The organism is Nonomuraea wenchangensis, from assembly GCF_900111685.1.
GTDB lineage: Bacteria > Actinomycetota > Actinomycetes > Streptosporangiales > Streptosporangiaceae > Nonomuraea > Nonomuraea wenchangensis.
In genome coordinates this window covers 131,015-148,367 of record NZ_FOHX01000012.1, presented here as the reverse complement: position 1 = coordinate 148,367, position 17,353 = coordinate 131,015, and the positions used below count along the sequence as shown (strand labels likewise).

16 protein-coding genes and 1 pseudogene are annotated in these 17,353 nt (G+C 70.8%); 12 read left to right on the top strand and 5 right to left on the bottom strand.

Features of this window, described 5'->3' with window-relative positions; genetic code table 11:
• The first annotated feature begins 57 nt into the window (after positions 1-57).
• Complete coding sequence (locus BMW85_RS31525) at positions 58-1,002, top strand: aldo/keto reductase (RefSeq protein ID WP_091088710.1); 945 nt, start codon at positions 58-60, stop codon at positions 1,000-1,002.
• Between the two features lie 3 nt (positions 1,003-1,005).
• On the opposite strand, the gene BMW85_RS31520 is transcribed toward BMW85_RS31525, so the two are convergent.
• On the bottom strand, positions 1,006-1,650 hold the full coding sequence (locus BMW85_RS31520; RefSeq protein WP_143082458.1) for a hypothetical protein: 645 nt from the start codon (positions 1,648-1,650) through the stop codon (positions 1,006-1,008).
• Positions 1,651-1,737: 87 nt separating this feature from the next.
• Between BMW85_RS31520 and BMW85_RS49850 the strand changes: the two genes are divergently transcribed.
• Positions 1,738-1,887, top strand: coding sequence for a hypothetical protein (locus BMW85_RS49850; protein WP_177240974.1), 150 nt, complete (start codon positions 1,738-1,740; stop codon positions 1,885-1,887).
• Positions 1,888-1,912: 25 nt separating this feature from the next.
• Here BMW85_RS49850 and BMW85_RS31515 read toward each other — a convergent pair whose 3' ends face one another.
• The 3 genes from BMW85_RS31515 to BMW85_RS31505 form a co-directional block, all read right to left on the bottom strand.
• Positions 1,913-3,196, bottom strand: a complete 1,284-nt coding sequence (locus BMW85_RS31515; RefSeq protein WP_091088705.1) for a hemolysin family protein — start codon at positions 3,194-3,196, stop codon at positions 1,913-1,915.
• A 263-nt stretch (positions 3,197-3,459) separates the two neighbouring features.
• Positions 3,460-4,488 carry a hemolysin family protein gene (locus BMW85_RS31510; protein WP_091088704.1) on the bottom strand — a complete coding sequence of 343 codons (1,029 nt, stop codon included), beginning with the start codon at positions 4,486-4,488 and terminating at the stop codon, positions 3,460-3,462.
• Complete coding sequence (locus BMW85_RS31505; protein ID WP_091088701.1) at positions 4,485-5,849, bottom strand: hemolysin family protein; 1,365 nt, start codon at positions 5,847-5,849, stop codon at positions 4,485-4,487. The genes BMW85_RS31510 and BMW85_RS31505 overlap by 4 nt, the downstream gene beginning before the upstream one ends.
• A gap of 250 nt (positions 5,850-6,099) precedes the next feature.
• Between BMW85_RS31505 and BMW85_RS31500 the strand changes: the two genes are divergently transcribed.
• From BMW85_RS31500 to BMW85_RS31460, 9 genes are all read left to right on the top strand, one after another.
• Positions 6,100-6,888, top strand: coding sequence for an ion transporter (locus BMW85_RS31500; RefSeq protein WP_091089006.1), 789 nt, complete (start codon positions 6,100-6,102; stop codon positions 6,886-6,888).
• A 10-nt stretch (positions 6,889-6,898) separates the two neighbouring features.
• Complete coding sequence (locus BMW85_RS31495) at positions 6,899-8,113, top strand: ROK family transcriptional regulator (protein ID WP_091089005.1); 1,215 nt, start codon at positions 6,899-6,901, stop codon at positions 8,111-8,113.
• A gap of 64 nt (positions 8,114-8,177) precedes the next feature.
• Positions 8,178-9,086, top strand: coding sequence for a hypothetical protein (locus tag BMW85_RS31490; RefSeq protein WP_091088700.1), 909 nt, complete (start codon positions 8,178-8,180; stop codon positions 9,084-9,086).
• Between the two features lie 207 nt (positions 9,087-9,293).
• Positions 9,294-11,663 (top strand): phosphoketolase family protein, encoded by a 2,370-nt coding sequence (locus BMW85_RS31485; RefSeq protein ID WP_091089003.1) that lies wholly within the window; start codon positions 9,294-9,296, stop codon positions 11,661-11,663.
• A gap of 108 nt (positions 11,664-11,771) precedes the next feature.
• A complete protein-coding gene (locus BMW85_RS31480; protein ID WP_091088697.1) occupies positions 11,772-12,302 on the top strand; it encodes a DoxX family membrane protein in 531 nt (176 codons plus the stop codon).
• A 64-nt stretch (positions 12,303-12,366) separates the two neighbouring features.
• Entirely contained in the window at positions 12,367-13,179 is an 813-nt protein-coding gene (locus tag BMW85_RS31475; RefSeq protein WP_177240973.1) for a universal stress protein, read from the top strand.
• Positions 13,180-13,307: 128 nt separating this feature from the next.
• Positions 13,308-13,949: a hypothetical protein gene (locus BMW85_RS31470; protein ID WP_143082457.1), complete on the top strand. Its 642-nt coding sequence runs from the start codon at positions 13,308-13,310 to the stop codon at positions 13,947-13,949.
• 250 nt (positions 13,950-14,199) lie between these two features.
• Complete coding sequence (locus BMW85_RS31465; RefSeq protein WP_218155998.1) at positions 14,200-14,721, top strand: SigE family RNA polymerase sigma factor; 522 nt, start codon at positions 14,200-14,202, stop codon at positions 14,719-14,721.
• Positions 14,722-14,744: 23 nt separating this feature from the next.
• Positions 14,745-15,635, top strand: a complete 891-nt coding sequence (locus BMW85_RS31460; RefSeq protein WP_091088687.1) for a hypothetical protein — start codon at positions 14,745-14,747, stop codon at positions 15,633-15,635.
• Between the two features lie 712 nt (positions 15,636-16,347).
• On the opposite strand, the gene BMW85_RS52100 is transcribed toward BMW85_RS31460, so the two are convergent.
• Entirely contained in the window at positions 16,348-16,473 is a 126-nt protein-coding gene (locus BMW85_RS52100) for a hypothetical protein (RefSeq protein WP_269433553.1), read from the bottom strand.
• 249 nt (positions 16,474-16,722) lie between these two features.
• On the opposite strand from BMW85_RS52100, the pseudogene BMW85_RS31450 reads away from it, so the two are divergent.
• Positions 16,723-17,351: pseudogene (locus BMW85_RS31450) on the top strand (class I SAM-dependent methyltransferase).
• Positions 17,352-17,353: the final 2 nt, after the last annotated feature.

Here is a 17,353-nt window from a genome sequence, read left to right as displayed (position 1 = left end):
GTGGAAGTAACGGAGGCACCTCCGCTTCCTTCATCCTCTCATGAGGGCAGGTCACCCATGACGTCCCCATCCTTCCCCGCCGCTCGCGCTCCGCGCCCCGGAGGCGCCGGCGAGCTGGCCGGCCGTACGGTCGCACGCGTGGGGTACGGCGCGATGCAGCTGGAGCGCCTGCACGACGACCGCAGCGCCGCCGTCGCCCTGCTGCGCCACGCGATCGACTTCGGCGTCGACCACGTCGACACCGCCCAGTTCTACGGCGACGGCTTCGTCAACGAGATCATCCGCGCGGCGCTCAGGCCCGAGGACGACGTGCTGGTCGTCAGCAAGGTCGGCGCCGTCTCCGACCCCGGCGGCCCGTTCCCGCTGCGGCTCGCGCAGCGGCCCGCGGACCTGCGGGCGAGCGTCGAGGACAACCTGGCCACGCTCGGGCTGGAGCAGATCCCGGTGGTCAACCTGCGCCGTACGGACTCCGGGATCAGCGTCCCCGTCCCCGACGACCAGGTCGTCGGCCTCGACGACCAGCTCGCGGAGCTGATCGCGCTGCGCGAGGAAGGCAAGATCGGCACGATCGGGCTGAGCAGCGTGACCGCGGACATCCTGCGCCGCGCGCTGCCGGCGGGCATCGTGTGCGTGCAGAACGCCTACAGCCTCGTCGCCCGTGACGACGAGGACGTGCTCCGGCTGTGCGAGGCCGAGCAGATCGCCTGGGTCCCCTACTTCCCGCTGGGCGGCGCGCTGCCGGGGCTGGCGAAGGTGGCCGACGAGCCGGCCGTGCTCGCCGCCGCCGAACGTCTGGGCTGCACCCCCGCACAGGTCGGCCTGGCCTGGCTGCTGCACCGCTCGCCCCGCACGCTGCTCATCCCGGGCACCGCCGACACCGGCCACCTCGAGGCGAACCTGGCCGCGGGCGCGATCACCCTCGACGAGCAGACCCTAGCCGCCCTCGACGCCGTCCCCACCCGCCCGTTCACTCCGCCTTTCCGCTTCCGCGCCGGCGCGTGATCACTACGGCCGGCGGGTCCAGGTGGCGACGGGACCGTCGCTGTAGGGATCGCTCGACCACTCGGCTCCGATGACGGTGTCCCCGGGATCGGCCAGTACGGGGGCGCAGGTGCGGTACGACTTGCCGGGCGGGAACTTGTGCGTGTCGGGATAACTGTCGCATGTGGCGAAACGGCCGATGACCGACAGGCTCCTGGCCGCCTCGCCGTTCGCCAGCACCCCGCGCGGCCCGGGCGGCATCGTCAGCGACAGGTCGGTCGTGCCGGCGTTCTTGACCGTGGCGTGAATGTAGTACGGCACCATCTTCCTGGCCTTGCCGCTGAGGCTCAGACCGGACAGGTCCGCGGTGCGGCCCTTGACGATGCGGGTGACGGTGATCTGCAACTTGCCCTTTTTGTCGTTGTACGAAAAATCCATCAGCGCAGGCCGGCCGAAACGCAGCGCCGTGGCCGCCTCCGGTTCGTCGGACACCGCACTGCCTTCCGGGGAAGGCGTCGCCTTGTCCTCCGTGGAAGGCGCGGGCGGCGAGGCTTTGACGACGTCGGCGCCGGACGACGCGCACCCGCCGGCGGCCAGGCCCAGCACGGCAACGGTGATCACGGTGACGCTGAGTGTACGACCTGAGACGATTTTCATCCGGAACATCATGAGGTATCCGGATATCGCTCCTCAAATCGGCCGGGTGATCGGCCGCAGCCCTTATGCCGCTTGATGGACCGAGGAAGGAGGGCCGTGGTGGCTCGCCGGCAGCTGCTCGGCGGCTCAGGGACGTCGCGGTCAAGACCCGCGCTGATGACGGCCGGGCCGCGTCGTGTGTCGCGGCGCAGGCTCGGCTGGCCGAGCGCGGTCAAGTCCGTGCTCGGCATGGCGGCCTTCTGCCAGTGATCGGCGGGCAGAGCCGCGATCACCCTCATCCCTGGCCCGGGACCGACGCGCTGAGGCGCACCTGGGTGATGGCGTGGCGTTCGACGGCCACCACCTGGAAGCGCCAGCCGCCGATCTCCACGCTCTCCCCGGGGGCGGTGGGCACGTGGCCGAGCAGGGTCAGGACGAGACCCGCGACCGTGGTGTAGTCGCCGTCGGGCCGCTCCTCCAGGTGCACGTCCAGGTCCGGCAGGTCGTGGACGGGGAACGTGCCGGTCAGCAGCAGAGCGCCGTCGGCCTCGCGGACGGCCGCCAGCACGTCGCGGTCGGTCTCGTCGTAGATCTCGCCGACCACCTCCTCCAGGAGGTCTTCGAGGGTGACGATGCCGTTCACGGAGCCGCGTTCGTCGATGACGAGGGCGAACTGCTGGCGTTCCGCCTTGAAGCGGCGCAGCGCGTCGGAGACGGGCAGGCTGTCGGGCAGCAGGAGCGGCGGGCGGGCCACGTCGGCGGCGGTCGTGGCGTGCTCGTCGGTGAGCAGGTCGCGCAGGTTGACGATGCCGGCCACCTCGTCCAGGCCGCGCCCGCCGACGACCGGGGCGCGGGAGTGGCCGGACGCGGCCAGCAGGCGGCGGGCCGGCTCGACGGGGGTGGCGGCGTCGAGGGTGAAGACCTCGCGGCGGGAGACCAGCACCTCGCGCAGCACCCGGTCGCTGATCTCGACCGCGCCCGAGATGATGAGCCGCTGCTCGGGGGTGAAGCCGCGGTGGGTGGCGACCAGGTCGCGGATCTCCTCGGGGCTGATCTCCTCGCGGTGCCGGTCCGGGTCGCCGCCCATGAGGCGTACGGCGAGGTCGGTGGACCTGGCGAGGGCCCAGACGACGGGCCGGGACAGGGTGGCGATGAGGCTGAGCGGGCGGGCCACCAGCAGGGCCCAGCTCTCGGCGCGCTGCATGGCGACCCGCTTGGGCGCGAGCTCGCCGAACACCAGCGTGAGGAACGTCAGCACGATCGTCACCAGCACGATGGCGATCGGGTTCGCGGCGTCGCCGAGGAAGCCGAGCAGCGGCACCAGCGGCTCGGACAGGGTGACCGCCGCGGTGGCGGAGGCGAGGAAGCCGGACAGGGTGATGACGAGCTGGATGGTGGCGAGGAACTGGTTGGGGTCGCGGGCCAGGCGGGCGAGGACCTTGCCGCCCTGTCCGCGCTGTTCGAGCCGGCGGAGCTGGCCCTCACGCAGGGAGATCAGCGCCAGCTCGGAGCCGGCGAAGACGGCGTTGAGTATGACCAGGACCACGACGAGGGCGAGCTGAAACCAGTAGCCGTCCAAGGCAGAGGGGCTCCTTGAGAGAACGGTGACGCGGCGCGGGGCCGGCAGGGGGAACGCCGCCCGAGCGGCGCGTGAGTTGCGGCTCGGGCGAGGGAGAAGACCGCGCTTTCCGCGAGGGGGTGCGCGCGCGAACGACGAGGCACCGGGCCACTGGTACGGGCCTCTTCCACGGAAGAGCCGTCACTCCACTCGTTCGTCGCGATCAGCACAGGTCACACGGCAGAACGGGCGAGAACGGGGCGAAGTTCCCGCCGGCGCAGTGCTCAGGCGGGGACGAGCAGCGTGGTCAGCAGGTCGTCCAGGCTGACGATGCCCGACACGCCGCCCGCCGCGGTGCCCGTCGCGGTGCGGACCAGCGCGACCTGCCCGCGGGCGCTCCGCAGCCGGCTCACCGCTTCGGCGATCGAGGCGTCCTCGGCCAGGTCCGGCAGCGGGTGGGCGAGCTGGGCGGCGGTCGTCCGGGTGTCGCCGCGGCGGCGCGCCAGGTAGGCGTCGCGGACGTGGACCACCCCCGCCGGGGCGGTGAGCGGCCCGGCGATGAGGCGGGAGCGCCGGGCATGCAGGCAGGCGTCGATGATCTGCTGCGCGGTGGCGTCGGCGGGCACGGTGACCACCTGATCGGCCGGGGTGACCAGGTGGGCGATGGGCGCGTCGGGGGCGCGCAGGGCCTGGGTGAGCACGGCGTGATCGTCGGCCTCGATGAGGCCGAGCCGGCGCGACTCCTCCACCAGGTGCCGGAGCTGGGCGGGGGTCCTGGGCGCTGCCCCCTCTCCGCGCGGATGGACCTTGAACAGCCGCAGCAGGCCGTTGGTGATGCCGTTGAGCGCGCTGATGAGCGGGCGTACCAGCAGGGTGAAGCCGCGGAACGGCAGCGCCAGGACGGTGGCCGACCGCTCCGGGTGCGCGATCGCCCACGACTTGGGCGCCATCTCGCCGAGCACCATGTGCAGGAACGTCACCAGCGCCAGCGCGATCACGAACGCCACCGAGTGCGCGGCCGCGTCCGGCAGCCCGACGGTGTGGAAGAGCGGGACGAGGGTGCCCGCGATCAGCGGCTCGGACACCACGCCGAGGCCGAGTGAGCACAGCGTGATGCCGAGCTGCGCCCCGGCCAGCATGAGCGACAGCTCCTTGATGCCCGACAGGGCGGCGGAGGCGGCCCGGCTGCCCGAGGCGGCGGCCTTCTCCAGGCGGTGGCGTTTGGCGGCGACCAGGGCGAACTCGGCGGCGACGAAGAAGCCGTTGCCGACGAGCAGGAGCAGGGTCAGGGCCAGGCCGGTGGTCAGGCTCACGGTTGCTCCTCGTTCTCGTCGTTGTCGTCGTTGTCGTCGCGGTAGGGGGTCAGGCGGACGCGTTCGGGGACGTGCCGGCGCAGGGTCAGGACCTCGATGCGGGCGTGCGTGGGCGCCTTGGCGTCCAGGGTGGCGGGCAGGCTGACGGTGATCGTCTCGCCGGGGGCGGCGAAGCGGCCGAGCCGGTGCAGGACGAGCCCGGCGACGGTGTCGTACTCGTCCTCGTCGGGCAGCGCCAAATCGGTGGCCAGGGCGATCTCGTCGATGCGCAGGGCGGCGTCCACCTCCCACGCGTCGCCCTGTCGCACGACGCCCGGGGGCTCCACGTCGTTCTCGTCGGCGATCTCGCCGACCAGCTCCTCGGCGACGTCCTCCCAGGTGAGCAGCCCGGCCAGGCCGCCGTGCTCGTTCACCACGCAGGCCACCTCCTCGCCGCGTTCGTGCATCTGCCGGGCCAGGTCCGGCAGCGCGAGGGAGAACGGGACGACGAGCACGTCCCGGCAGATGCTGCCGATCCGGACGCGGGCGGCGTCCTCGGGTGCGACGGCGGCGGCGTCGCGCAGGCTGACCAGGCCGACCACGAGGTCGAAGGTGGCGCCGAGCACCGGGTAGTGGGTGTGGCCGTGCGTGGCGATCAGCTCGTCCAGATCCGCGACGGTGGCGATCGCGGGGACGGCGACGACGTCCACGCGCGGCACCATGACCTCCTCGGCGGTGTGCTCGGAGAAGGCCAGGGCCCGCTCCAGCACGTCGGCCTGGCTGCCGGGCAGGTGACCGTGGGCCTCGGACTCGCCGATGATGTGGCCGAGCTCTTCGAGGGTGGCGCCGTGGTGCAGCTCCTCGACCGGTTCGATGCCCACGGCGCGCAGCAGCCGGTTGGCCGCGGTGTCGAAGAGCTTGACGACCGGGCCGGCGATCGTCAGGTAGACCAGGGTGGACCCGGCCAGCGCGCGGGCGAGCGGCTCCGGCCTGGCCAGGGCGAGGTTCTTGGGGGCCAGCTCGCCCAGCACCATCTGGATGACCGTGGCCAGCGCGAACCCGATCGCCAGGGCGACGGCGCCCACCAGACCGGCGGGCAGGCCCAGCGCGATCAGGGCGGGGGCGATGAGCTCGGCCAGCGCGGGGCGGGCGATGAATCCGACGACCAGGGCGGTGACGGTGATGCCGAGCTGGGCGCCGGACAGCATGAACGACAGCCGCTCCATCACCTGGACCGCCTTGGCGGCCTTCCTGTCGCCTGCCTCGGCCTGGGTGACCAGGGTGAGCCGGTCGGCGCTGACGTAGGCGAACTCCTGGGCGACGAAGTAGCCGGTGGCGGCGGTGAGCAGGAAGACGGCCAGCAGACCGAGGGCCACGCTCACCTGGCACGCCCTTGTATGAGTCGCGGGCGGGTCAGGTTCGCCGACACGTATGTTCCCTTCTGTCTCGCCGGACGGACCGGCTTGAGGAGCGCATGCGGGCAGGCCCGCCCGCATGCGCTGCAATTCGACGCTAGCGGATTCGTGCACTCAGCCGCGAACCGGGGCGTATCGCCCGGCGTCGGACCGCCGGCTTCTAACGTTCCCCCTACGATGATCGACGATCATGATGCTCTTCCAAGGACGGTCGGAAGTGTCCAGGCAAGAACGCGTTCGAGGGTTCCTGGAGAACCGGCTCGTGCAGCGAGCCGTCATCGCCGTGATCGTGATCAACGCGATCACCATCGGCATGGAGACCAGCGCTCGCCTCATGGATCAGATCGGCGGCCTGCTGCACGCCGTCGACCGGATCGCGCTCGTCGTCTTCACCGCCGAGATCGCCGCCCGCCTGTACGCCTACCGCAGGTCGTTCTTCAAAGACCCCTGGAACTGGTTCGACACCGTCATCGTCGCCGTCGCCCTCATCCCGGCCTCCGGACCCACGTCGGTGCTGCGAGCGCTGCGCATCCTGCGGGCCCTGCGGCTGGTCTCGGCGGTGCCCAGCATGCGCCGCGTGGTCGGCGCCCTGCTGACCGCGATGCCGGGCATGGCCTCCATCATCGGGCTGCTGGTCCTGCTGATCTACATCGCGGCGGTCATCGCCACGAAGCTGTTCGGCGACATCGTGCCCGAACGCTTCGACGAGCTGCCGCGCTCGCTGTTCACCCTGTTCCAGATCATGACCGGCGACGACTGGGGCAACGTCGCCCAGGACGTCATGGAGCACAAGCCGTGGGCGTGGCTCTTCTTCATCGCGTACATCCTCATGTCCACCTTCGTCGCGCTGAACCTGTTCATCGCGGTCGTGGTGAACGCCATGCACGAGAACGAGCCCTCGGCCGCCGAACTCCAGACCCAGGCGGAGCTGAACGCCGTCAGGCAGGAGCTGGCCGCGCTGAACGCCAAACTGGATCAGCTGCTGCTGCGGGACCAACCGTCCTAGGCTGGTGGCGATGACGGGATCGGCGGCGGGCGCGCGGACGCAGGAGCAGATGCGGCAGCGGAACCTCAGCGAGGTGCTGCGCCGCGTCCACAAGGACGGAGCCGTGTCACGGGCCGCGCTCAGCCGCCGGATGGGCCTCAACCGCAGCACCATCATGGACCTGACCGCGGAGCTCGCCGCGGCCGGGCTCGTCCGCGAGGGCGTCCCCACCGGTCAGGGCCGCGCGGGGCGGCCGTCCATCGTCGTCATGCCCGAGCAGGAGACGGTGTACGGGCTCGCGTTCGACGTCGCCGTGGACCGGCTGCTCGCGGCCCGGGTCGGGCTCGGCGGCCGGATCCTCGACCGCCGCGAGGCCGTACGCGCCCGCGCGGGCGTCGACCTGGAGGACGTCGTCGGCGTCCTCGCCGCCTTCGGCCGCGAACTGGTCGCCGGAGCCCCTCCGGACGCGGTGTGCGTGGGCGTCGGCGCGTCGTACTGCGGGTTGATCAGGCGCGCCGACGGCACGGTCCGGTACGGCCCGCACCTCGGCTGGGTGGACCAGGCGTTCGGCCCGGAACTCGCCGCCGGGCTCGGCCTCGGGCTTGCCGTCGAGGTCGGCAACGAGGCGCACCTGGGGGCGATCGCCGAGCACGTACGCGGCGCGGGACGCGACGTGGACAACCTCATCTACCTGCACGGGGACGTCGGCGTCGGCGGCGGGATCATCGTCGGAGGCGAACTCCTGGACGGCGACGCGGGCTACGGCTGCGAACTCGGACACATGCTGATCAACCCGTTCGACGGGCGGCCCTGCCTGTGCGGGTCGCGCGGCTGCCTGGAGGCCGAGGTGGGGGAGGAGGCGCTGCTCGACTACGCGGGCCGGTCCGCCGACCTCTTCGGACGCGCCGGCATCCGGGCAGTCGTCGCCCTCGCCGCGACCGGTGACGCCCGAGCACGGGACGCCGTCGACCGCGTCGGCGACTGGCTCGGCGTCGGCGTCGTCAACCTCATCAACTTGTTCAACCCGGCGCTCGTGGTCTTCGGCGGCATGCTCCGCGACGTCTACCCGGCCGCCGCGCCGCGCGTCCGCGCCCGGATCGACGCGCATGTCCTGCCGGTGTCGCGCGAACGGGTCCGTCTGGCCGTGACGGCCCTGGGCGATGACACCACGCTCGCCGGGGCCGCCGAACTCGCCTTCGCCGACCTCCTGGACAACCCGCTGAACGCATTGGCCACCCGGCGATGACGGGCTGGACCTCGGCGTGCGCGGGGTTCGCAACCTTTCCCGCGCCGACGGCATCCGACAAACCATGGGATTTCATACGTCACTGGCGGCACTCACCCTCGCCGGCCTGACGGCGGCCGCCCAGCCTGCGACCGCTGACGCGCCGGCCACGATCGCCTACGCGCAGCGGATGCAGACCTGGGAAGTGGTGCTGACCAGCGGGAAGGTGGTGGAGGTCCCGGAGGCGCTGACCGTAGCGCCCAAGGACGCGGTCAACGAGGGGGAGCGCGCGCCGTTCCTGGTCAGCGGGGACGGGCGGCACATCTTCTACTACCGGAAGACGGATGGCCTGTTCGTGGAGCGGACCGTGCACGGCAAGGAGCGGGTGGTCGCCAAGGGCATCACGGCGTACGCCATCGGGGAGGAGTGGCCGTTCGTGTCCTATGACGGCAGCTATGTGGTCATGGGCACCGCGGGACCAGGCTTGGGCGTGTTCGCGGACCTGCGTACGCGCGAGGCGATGGGGCCGCCGGAGAAGACAGACTCGTGGAGCCTGTCCGGGTTCAGCCCGGACAGCAAGCGACTGCTGCTGGGCGGGGAGCAGATGGTCGTGTTCGACCGGGCGCTGCGGCCCCGGCTACGGCTGAAGACGCGGCTGGAGCCGAGCGCGCTCGCGGGGGACTCCACCACCTCGGCCGTGCTGGTCGGCAAGCCGAACAAGTACCGCAAGGTGCGCCTGCTGAACCTGCGTACCGGTCGCGCGGGCACCGTGGTGAAGGTGAAGCTTCCGCGCGGGCGATACATCGACGACATCGACTTCGACCGGTCCGACCGACTGATCGTGCGATCGAGGAGCGCGAAGGGAGTGGCGGTCTACCAGGTCTCGCCGAGGACGGGCGCGGTCAAGCCGCTGAAGGAGATCGAGCGGCCCGACGCGGCGGCATGGGTGCTCCCGGGCGACGACGGCTACGAGCCGTGGACGGAGAGGAAGTGAGCGACCGGGCCCTTCGGAGGAGCGGCAGCGCGGCCACCGCCCTTGGCCCCGGGCCACCGGGACTTCCGGCCCTGTATGCGGGGCCCCCGACTGAGGTCTCATAGTGCGGTGATCGCGTACGACCCCGGGTCGCAACCACGCCGAGAAGGGAACACGCCCATGACCGCGGTTTCGGATGAGCAGATCCGCAAGGCCGTCGATGAGGAGATGCTGCGGAGACTGGCCTCCCCGGAGGACAAGGAGGTCGAACAGCTGGACGCCTGGTGGCGGGCCGGCAACTACCTCACGATCGGCCAGATCTACCTCCAGGGCAACCCTCTGCTGCGCGAGCCGCTGGCCCCGCAGCACATCAAGCCGCGGCTGCTGGGCCACTGGGGCACCAGCCCGGGACTGTCGTTGATCTACGCGCACGTCTCCCGGCTCATCCGGCACACCGGACAGCAGGCGATCTATCTCGCCGGGCCCGGGCACGGCGGGCCCGCGCTGGTGGCCGCCGGATACCTGGAGGGCACCTACAGCGAGATCTACCCGCACGTCAGCCAGGACGAGGCCGGGATGCTGCGGCTGTTCCGGCAGTTCTCCAGCCCGGGCGGCATCCCCAGCCACGTCTCGGTGACCACCCCGGGCTCCATCCATGAGGGTGGCGAGCTGGGATACGTGCTGGTGCACGCCTTCGGGGCCGTCATGGACAACCCCGACCTGCTGGCGGTCGCGGTGGTGGGCGACGGCGAGGCCGAGACCGGGCCGCTGGAGGGGTCGTGGAAGGGCGTGTCGTTCCTCAACCCCGAGCGTGACGGCGCCGTGCTGCCGATCCTGCACCTCAACGGCGCCAAGATCGCCGGCCCGACCGTCCTGTCCCGCAAGGATCCCGCCGAGGTACGCCGGCTGCTGGAGGGCCACGGCTACGAGGTGCTGGAGGTGGAGGGCTCGGACCTGCCGGGCATGCACCACCGCTTCGCGGCCACGCTGGCCGGAGCCTGGGGCAGGATCCGCGCCATCCAGCACCTGGCCCGCACCGGCGGATGGGACGGGAGCCGCCCCCGGTGGCCGCTGATCGTGCTGCGCTCGCCCAAGGGTTGGACGGGGCCGGAGCAGGTCGACGGCGTGCGGATGGCGGGCACGTGGCGCTCGCACCAGGTGCCGCTGTCCGGGGTGCGCGACAACCCGGAGCACCTGGCGATCCTGGAGAGCTGGCTGCGCTCGTACCGGCCGGAGGAGCTGTTCGACTCCACCGGCGCGCCCACCGAGCTGGTACGCGGCCTGGCGCCGGAGGGCGACCTGCGGATGAGCGCCAGCCTGCACGCCAACGGCGGCCTGCTCACGCGGGATCTGGTCCTGCCCGACTTCCGCGACTACGCCGTCGAGGTGCCGCGACCGGCGCGTACGCGCGCCGAGTCGACCCGCCGGCTCGGCGAGCTGCTGCGTGACGTCTACCGCGACAACCCCGACAGCTTCCGGCTGTTCTGTCCGGACGAGACCAACAGCAACCGGCTCGGCGCCGTGTTCGAGGTCTCCGACCGCGCCTTCGCCGAGCGCGTCACCGCCGACGACGTGGCGATCAGCCGCGACGGCCGGGTCATGGAGGTGCTGTCGGAGCACAACTGCCACGGCTGGCTGGAGGGCTACACGCTGACCGGCCGGCACGGCATGTTCGCCACCTACGAGGCGTTCGCGATGGTCAGCGCCTCCCAGACGGTGCAGCACGGCAAGTGGCTGCAGGAAGCGAGCCGGCTGCCGTGGCGGGCCAAGGTGCCCAGCCTCAACGTGCTGCTCACCTCGACCGCCTGGCGCAACGACCACAACGGCTTCTCCCACCAGGGGCCCGGACTGATCCAGGTCGTGCTGACCCAGCGGGGCGACGTCGCCCGCGTCTACCTCCCGCCGGACGCCAACTGCCTGCTGTCGGTGGCCGACCACTGCCTGCGTTCGCGGTCGTACATCAACCTCATCGTCATCGACAAGCAGCCGCAACTGCAGTGGCTCAGCATCGACCAGGCCGCCGAGCACTGCGCCCGCGGCGCCGGCGTCTGGGACTGGGCCGGCACCGACGACGGCACGAGCGACCCCGACATCGTCCTGGCCTGCGCCGGCGACGTGGTGACCATGGAGACGGTCGCGGCGGCGCAGATCCTCAAGGAGCGGCTGCCCGGCTTCAAGGTCCGGGTGGTCAACGTCGTGGACCTGATGACGCTGATGCGGCCCAAGGACCACCCGCACGGCATGAGCGGCACCCTGTTCACCGAGCTGTTCACCGACACCGTCGATGTCGTGTTCGCCTTCCACGGCTACCCCGGCGCCATTCACCAGCTCGTGCACGGCCGCCCGGACGCCGACCGGTTCAGGGTGCGCGGCTTCATCGAGGAGGGCACCACCACCACGCCCTTCGACATGACCGTACGCAACCGCGCCTCCCGCTACCACCTGGTCATGGACGCCATCAACAACGCCAAGCGGCTGCCGCGCGGCGCCGCCGACCTGATGGCCTGGTGCGAGCGCAAACTCGCCGAGCACCAGGCGTACGTCGTCGAGCACCTCGAAGACATGCCCGAGGTCCGCGACTGGGCTCTGGGCGAATGACCAAGGTCCTTCGGCGCCGGGCCGTACGGCACTGAGCGCCGGCGGCCGCAAGCGGTGTGATGGTGGTGCGACGAAAACCACCCGAGGAAACGGAAAGGGAGGCCCGCCATGGCCACCACCATCGACAAGCCTGTGATGTACGCCGGCGCGGCCAAGGCGGAGCGCAAGACCCCGGCCGACTACGTCTGGGCCGTCGCCCGGATCTCGCTCGGCTGGGTCTTCCTCTGGGCCTTCCTGGACAAGACCTTCGGCTGGGGCTTCGCCACCCCGGCCGCCAAGGCCTGGATCAACGGCGGCAGCCCGACGACCGGCTTCCTCAAGGGCACCGGCGAGAACGCCCTGGGAGGCTTCTTCTCGGCCCTGGCCGGACAGGTCTGGGTGGACTGGCTGTTCATGGCCGGTCTGGCCGGCGTCGGCCTGGCGCTCGTGCTCGGCATCGGCACCCGGATCGCGGCGGGCGCGGGCACGGCGATGCTGCTGCTCATGTGGGCGGCCGAGCTGCCCCTGACCACCAACCCCTTCATGGACGAGCACATCATCTACGCGATCGTCATCGTCGGCCTGGCCCTCGCCGGCGCCGGAACCACGCTCGGACTCGGCAACCTGCCCGTCGTCCGCCGCACACCGTGGCTCAGGTAGCCGCCCCGGTCACCCGCCCGCCCAGCCCCCTGGGCGGGCGGGTTCTCGTCTCATTGGAGGAATCATGATTGTCGTAGGGGTGGACGGCTCGCGGGCCGGGCTGGAGGCCGCGGGCTGGGCGGCGCGGGAGGCGGCCCTGCGTGACGTGCCGCTGCTGGTGGCGCATGCCATGCCGCGTTGGGCGTACGAGACGGAGACCGGCCGGCTGGCCGAGGTGGCCGCCTGGATGCGCGAAGGCGGCAGGAGCGTGCTGGTGGCGGCCGAGGAACGAGCCCGCGGCGACGAGCCGAAGATCAGCCTGCGGACGACGTTCCTGCCCGACGATCCGCGGGCCGCGTTGATCGAGGCCGCGCGCGACGCCGAGCTGCTGGTGGTCGGCAGCCACGGGCTCGGCGGGGTACGCGGGCTGCTGGTCGGATCGGTCGCCTACGGGGTGGCCGGACATGCGCCGTGTGACGTCGTGGTGGTCCGTCAGGTCTCCTCGGTGGGGGAGATCGTCGCCGGGGTCGATGGATCCGCGGCGTCGCGACGAGTGCTGGAGTTCGCCTTCGCCGAGGCGGAGCTGCGCGGCACGCGGCTGCGGCTCGTACAGGCCAGGGCCCAGCAGGGGTTCGACCCCGTGGCGCAGGAGGGGCCGGGCGCGCCGAAGGAGACACTGAGCGTCCTGCGCGCGCGGCACGCGGGCGTGCCCGTCGTCGAAGAGCTGGTGCACGGCCATCCGGTCGAGGTGCTGCGTCAGGCCGCGACCGGAGCGGAGCTGCTGGTGGTGGGCTCGCGTGGGCACGGCACGTTCGCCGGGGCGGTGCTGGGCTCGGTCAGTCACGCGCTGCTGCACCACGCCCCGTGCCCGCTCGCCGTGGTCAGAATCGAACGATGACCCGACGCCACCTCAGTGCGACGCTCGGCTTTCCTCGGTGCCTGGGGCGCTCCGAGGGCGCGACCCGCATGCGGGAGGCAGAGGGTGCAGGGCACGGTGAACGGATGACGGGTACGAGAAGCGGTTCGATGGCACAGGACGCGACGTCACGCCCAGCGATTGACTTACGGGTGCACCGCTGGCTGATGATCGTGGGGGCGCTCCTCACCGCCGTCGCCCTTCTGCTGTTGTCGCTGCTCCCTGGCGCGCCTTCCGAGGCGGTCGCGATGACGGCGTGGGTCGAACGCGGTCACTCGCTACTGTCGTGGTGCGACGAACTGCTGTTCTTCGCGGTCATCTGCTGGGGAGCCGGCGCCCGCGGCCTCTTCGGCGCGCGCAGGGCCGAACGGTCGGCGCGGATCAACGTGGGCGTGACCGCTCTCACGGTCGCCCTCGTCGCCCTCGTCGTCCTCCTGCTCGAGGTGGGGCGCCTGGTCTACCCGGTGTTCGAGATTCAGCTGTCGGCCGAGGTTCTGGCACTGGTCGTCAGCTCGTCGTTCGGCGCGCTGCATCTGGCGTTCCTGGGTTTCGCCGTTGCCGCGGTCACGCTCAGCTGGTCGACCCGCGCCGGACTGATCGGGCGAGCCGTCGGCCTCTTCGCCGCAGCCGCATTCATCGTCGGCTCTTTCCCCTGGCTGACACCGAACTGGTGGAACGCGTTGGTCGCGATGTCGGTCGCCGCGTGGGGCGTGCTCCTGGCCCTCGCCACCGTAACTCGCGCTGAGTCCTGACGAAAGTCTGCAGTGGCGGTCGCCGAGGCGCAGGTCCTGGAAACGCCTGAGGGACTCAAGCAGGAGATCGCCCGCCGCCTGCGGACGGCAATGACAGAACGCGGCCTGTCCGAGCAGGCGGCGCCGTCGTCGGACAGCAGCGGCCCGTATGCGATCACGCGTCCGTACTTCTTTCCCTCCCGGCCGGGTCAACCTGGAGCGGGGTCCAAGGAGTGTCAGGGGTGGCTTGTCACTGACGAGAGGAGACGGGGTGGATGCCGAGTTCGCGGAGTTCGTACGACATCGAGGCGAACACCATCTGAAAACAGCGGTCCTGTTAACCGGGGACTGGCACTTGGCCGAGGACCTGGTCCAGACGAGCCTCGGCAAGCTGTACAACGTCTGGCACCGCCTGGACACCAGCAGTGGGCCGGACGCCTACCTGCGCCGCATCCTGGTGAACACCCATCGATCCTGGTGGCGGGCCCGCTGGCGGCGCGAGATCCCGCGCGCCGACCTGCCCGACGGGGCGGGCCCCGCCGACATGGGCGAGGCGGGAGCGCTGGCCGAGGACGTACGTCAGGCGCTGGCGAAGCTCCCGGTCAAGCAGCGTACGGCGCTGGTGATGAGATTCTTCGTGGACCTCTCGGAGGCGGAGGTCGCCGAGCTGATGGGCTGCTCGGTCGGCACGGTCAAGACCCACACGCACCGGGGACTGCGCGCCATGCGGCAGTTGATCTCGTCTGACGTGCTGGTCAACCAAATCGAGCAGAAGGGGAGTGGCATCCAGTGACGAACCGACACGAGGAGCCTTACATGAAGGAACAAGAACTCCGGGTACTGCTCTCCAGGGCCACCGAGGACGTGCCGGCGAGCGTACGGCTCATGCCGGCGGTGCGGGCGCCCCGACGGAGGCGGGCGCGCGTGCTGGTCCCGGCCATCGCCGGCCTGGGCGTGGCCGCGGTGGTCGGCACGGCCGTGCTGAGCCTGCCGGCGAGTCAGCCACTCGCGCAGGCCGCGGTGATCGCCGCGGTCGACACCACCTCCCAGGCCAGCTTCCGCTTCCACGAAACCATCGGGAACAGGAAGTGGGAGGGTGCCATCGATCCCGTACGCCAAGTGGGCGTCATCACCAACGCGGCGGAGGGGATCGAAACCCGCTTCGTCGGCGACAAGATGTACAGCCGTAACCCCGAGACCGGGACCTGGGCCGCCTATGCGCGCCCCGAGGTGGAATTGGCCGACGCGTCGCCGGCTGTCGCCCTGATCAAGCTGGGCGCGCTGAACCCCGACCAGGCTCTGAAGCGACTGCGCTCGGCCACGGACGTCAAGGAGAGCGGCCCCGCCTCCGGCACGGGGTGGACCGGAAAGCGGTTCACCTTCTCGCTCAGGGATTCGGGCCCGGCGGCTCCTGAGAGCAAGAACGCCGATCTGGAAGGCGTGGTGGACGTGGACGATCAGAACCAGGTCCGCAGGCTGGAGATCAGCTTCGAAGACGGACACCGTATCGTCACGGAATTCAGCGACTATGGCACCCCGGTCCAGGTCGACGCCCCGCCGGCTGACCAGACCCGGCAGGAGCCGTCCGTCGAGGTGGACAAGAGTCTCGCGGGCAAGCCCAAGGACGGAGACTCTCCGGCCGAGGTGAAGCGAGTGTCCCCGGACCAGCTCAAGAACGAACCGACCCCGGACAAGGTCACCAAGTAACCGGCCGAAGCGTCCTGACGACCGGCACCCTCCCGAAGCCCTGGGCCCGTTCCCGCAGGGAGCGGGCCTGGGGCTCAGAGTCAAGATCGACATCCGCCAGCAGGATGAGTCCTCGCAGGCAACCTCGGGGTCGCTCAGCCGCAGCCAGAGTGCCACGGTGACGTCCTGGCCGTGCTCGGTGGGCAAGGTCCACAAGCGTTCACGGCATTTTGCGGCCAGGTGGTCCAAGGCCCGCCACGATCGAGGATGATCGTGGGCGAGCTGGTGGATTTTGTGGCCGGCCAGCCGCCATGCCTGCTCGGCGGTCGGGTCGATCAGGTAGGCGTTGTCGCAGCTCGTGTCGTCGCCGTTGTCCGCAGGCGCGGGATCGGCATGGGTCGGGGTGGGTTCGGCGCGGCGGACCAGCGCGATGTCGCACAGGCGCATGCCGATCAGAGACTCTGCTCTTCTTGTTCGTGCCGTGAATCTACAAAGGCGCACGGCTGTTCTCGGGATCGTGATCGGCCGCGTGGGACTTACTCTGGGTCGCGGTGACGGCGCCGGCGGGCTTCGTCTGCGCGGCCAGTATGACCAGCCGCCGCGGCGCACTGGGATCACTGCCACACGCACGGCTACGTCCGCGCGCCCTTCTCCGAACTACCAGTGCGATCTTCCTCGTTGAGGTCGAGATGCACCGGGGTCGTCCGTCTGCCGGGTTCTGAGAGAGGGGCGGTCAGAGGGTGCTGGACCGCCCGGCGATCTGGTTGAAGGTGGGCAGGCCCAGGTGGATCACAGAAGGCTTGAGTGCGGCATCGAGCTGAGTCAGCTTCTCCTCGGCGCCCGCCAGGCTGATCTCCAAGCCCTCGACCTCGCCGAGCCAGCCTTCACGCTGAGCTTCGGCGATCCGATCAAACAGGTTGTCGCGGATCTCGATCAGGCGGTCACGCTGGGACGGTTCAGGCCGGAGGAGCGAACATCGGACGCAAGCTTCTCTGAACCAACGAGAGTGTGCCCTGTGATCAGGTGACGGGACGATCAGTCCTGAAGGGGAGATCCGGTGTGGGGCCGGAGAACGGGTGCGAATGGCGCGGGTGTTAGTTTCCTTCCCGTGTTAAAACACCAGGACGAGACCAGGGCGGCCTACGACGGGGTCGTCGAGCTGTACGCGTCGATGTTTGCTAATCGGTTGGAGACGCAGCCGTTCGCGCGGAACATGATCGGCACCTTCGCCGAGCTCGTGCGTGGCACGGGGAACCTGCGTGCAGCCGACGTCGGGTGCGGACCCGGGCATCTGACAGCCATGCTGCACGACTTGGGGCTGGACTCCTTCGGGCTCGACCTCTCCCCGGCTATGGTCGCCCACGCCCGGCGGGCCCATCCGACGCTGCGGTTCGACGAAGCGCGAATGGAGGCCCTGCCGATCGAGGACGGCGCGCTCGGCGGAGTGCTGGCCCACTACTCGGTGATCCATACCCCACCTGGAGAATTGCCCGCGCTGCTCGCCGAACAGGTGCGTGTCCTGACGCCAGGGGGCCTGCTCCTGGTGTCCTTCTTCGGGACCGAGGGACCGGAGCCGGTCCGCTTCGACCACAAGGTGGCGCCCGCCTATAGCTGGCCGGCGGAGCAGTTTGCCGAGTTGCTGACCGGGGCCGGACTCGTCACGGTTGCTCGGTGCTCCACGACCCAGCGTCCGAGCGGGGCTTCCTCGACACCCATTTGCTGGCCCGCCGCCCGTAGAG

Excerpts from the sequence above, each read along its gene's own strand:
- BMW85_RS31475 (WP_177240973.1), top strand. The coding sequence starts at position 12,367 with ATGATTGTCGTAGGGGTGGACGGCTCGCGGGCCGGGCTGGAGGCCGCG.
- BMW85_RS31490 (WP_091088700.1), top strand. The coding sequence starts at position 8,178 with ATGGGATTTCATACGTCACTGGCGGCACTCACCCTCGCCGGCCTGACG.
- BMW85_RS31480 (WP_091088697.1), top strand. The coding sequence starts at position 11,772 with ATGGCCACCACCATCGACAAGCCTGTGATGTACGCCGGCGCGGCCAAG.
- BMW85_RS31520 (WP_143082458.1), bottom strand. The coding sequence starts at position 1,650 with ATGATGTTCCGGATGAAAATCGTCTCAGGTCGTACACTCAGCGTCACC.
- BMW85_RS31460 (WP_091088687.1), top strand. The coding sequence starts at position 14,745 with ATGAAGGAACAAGAACTCCGGGTACTGCTCTCCAGGGCCACCGAGGAC.
- BMW85_RS31470 (WP_143082457.1), top strand. The coding sequence starts at position 13,308 with ATGGCACAGGACGCGACGTCACGCCCAGCGATTGACTTACGGGTGCAC.
- BMW85_RS31485 (WP_091089003.1), top strand. The coding sequence starts at position 9,294 with ATGCTGCGGAGACTGGCCTCCCCGGAGGACAAGGAGGTCGAACAGCTG.
- BMW85_RS31525 (WP_091088710.1), top strand. The coding sequence starts at position 58 with ATGACGTCCCCATCCTTCCCCGCCGCTCGCGCTCCGCGCCCCGGAGGC.
- BMW85_RS31495 (WP_091089005.1), top strand. The coding sequence starts at position 6,899 with ATGACGGGATCGGCGGCGGGCGCGCGGACGCAGGAGCAGATGCGGCAG.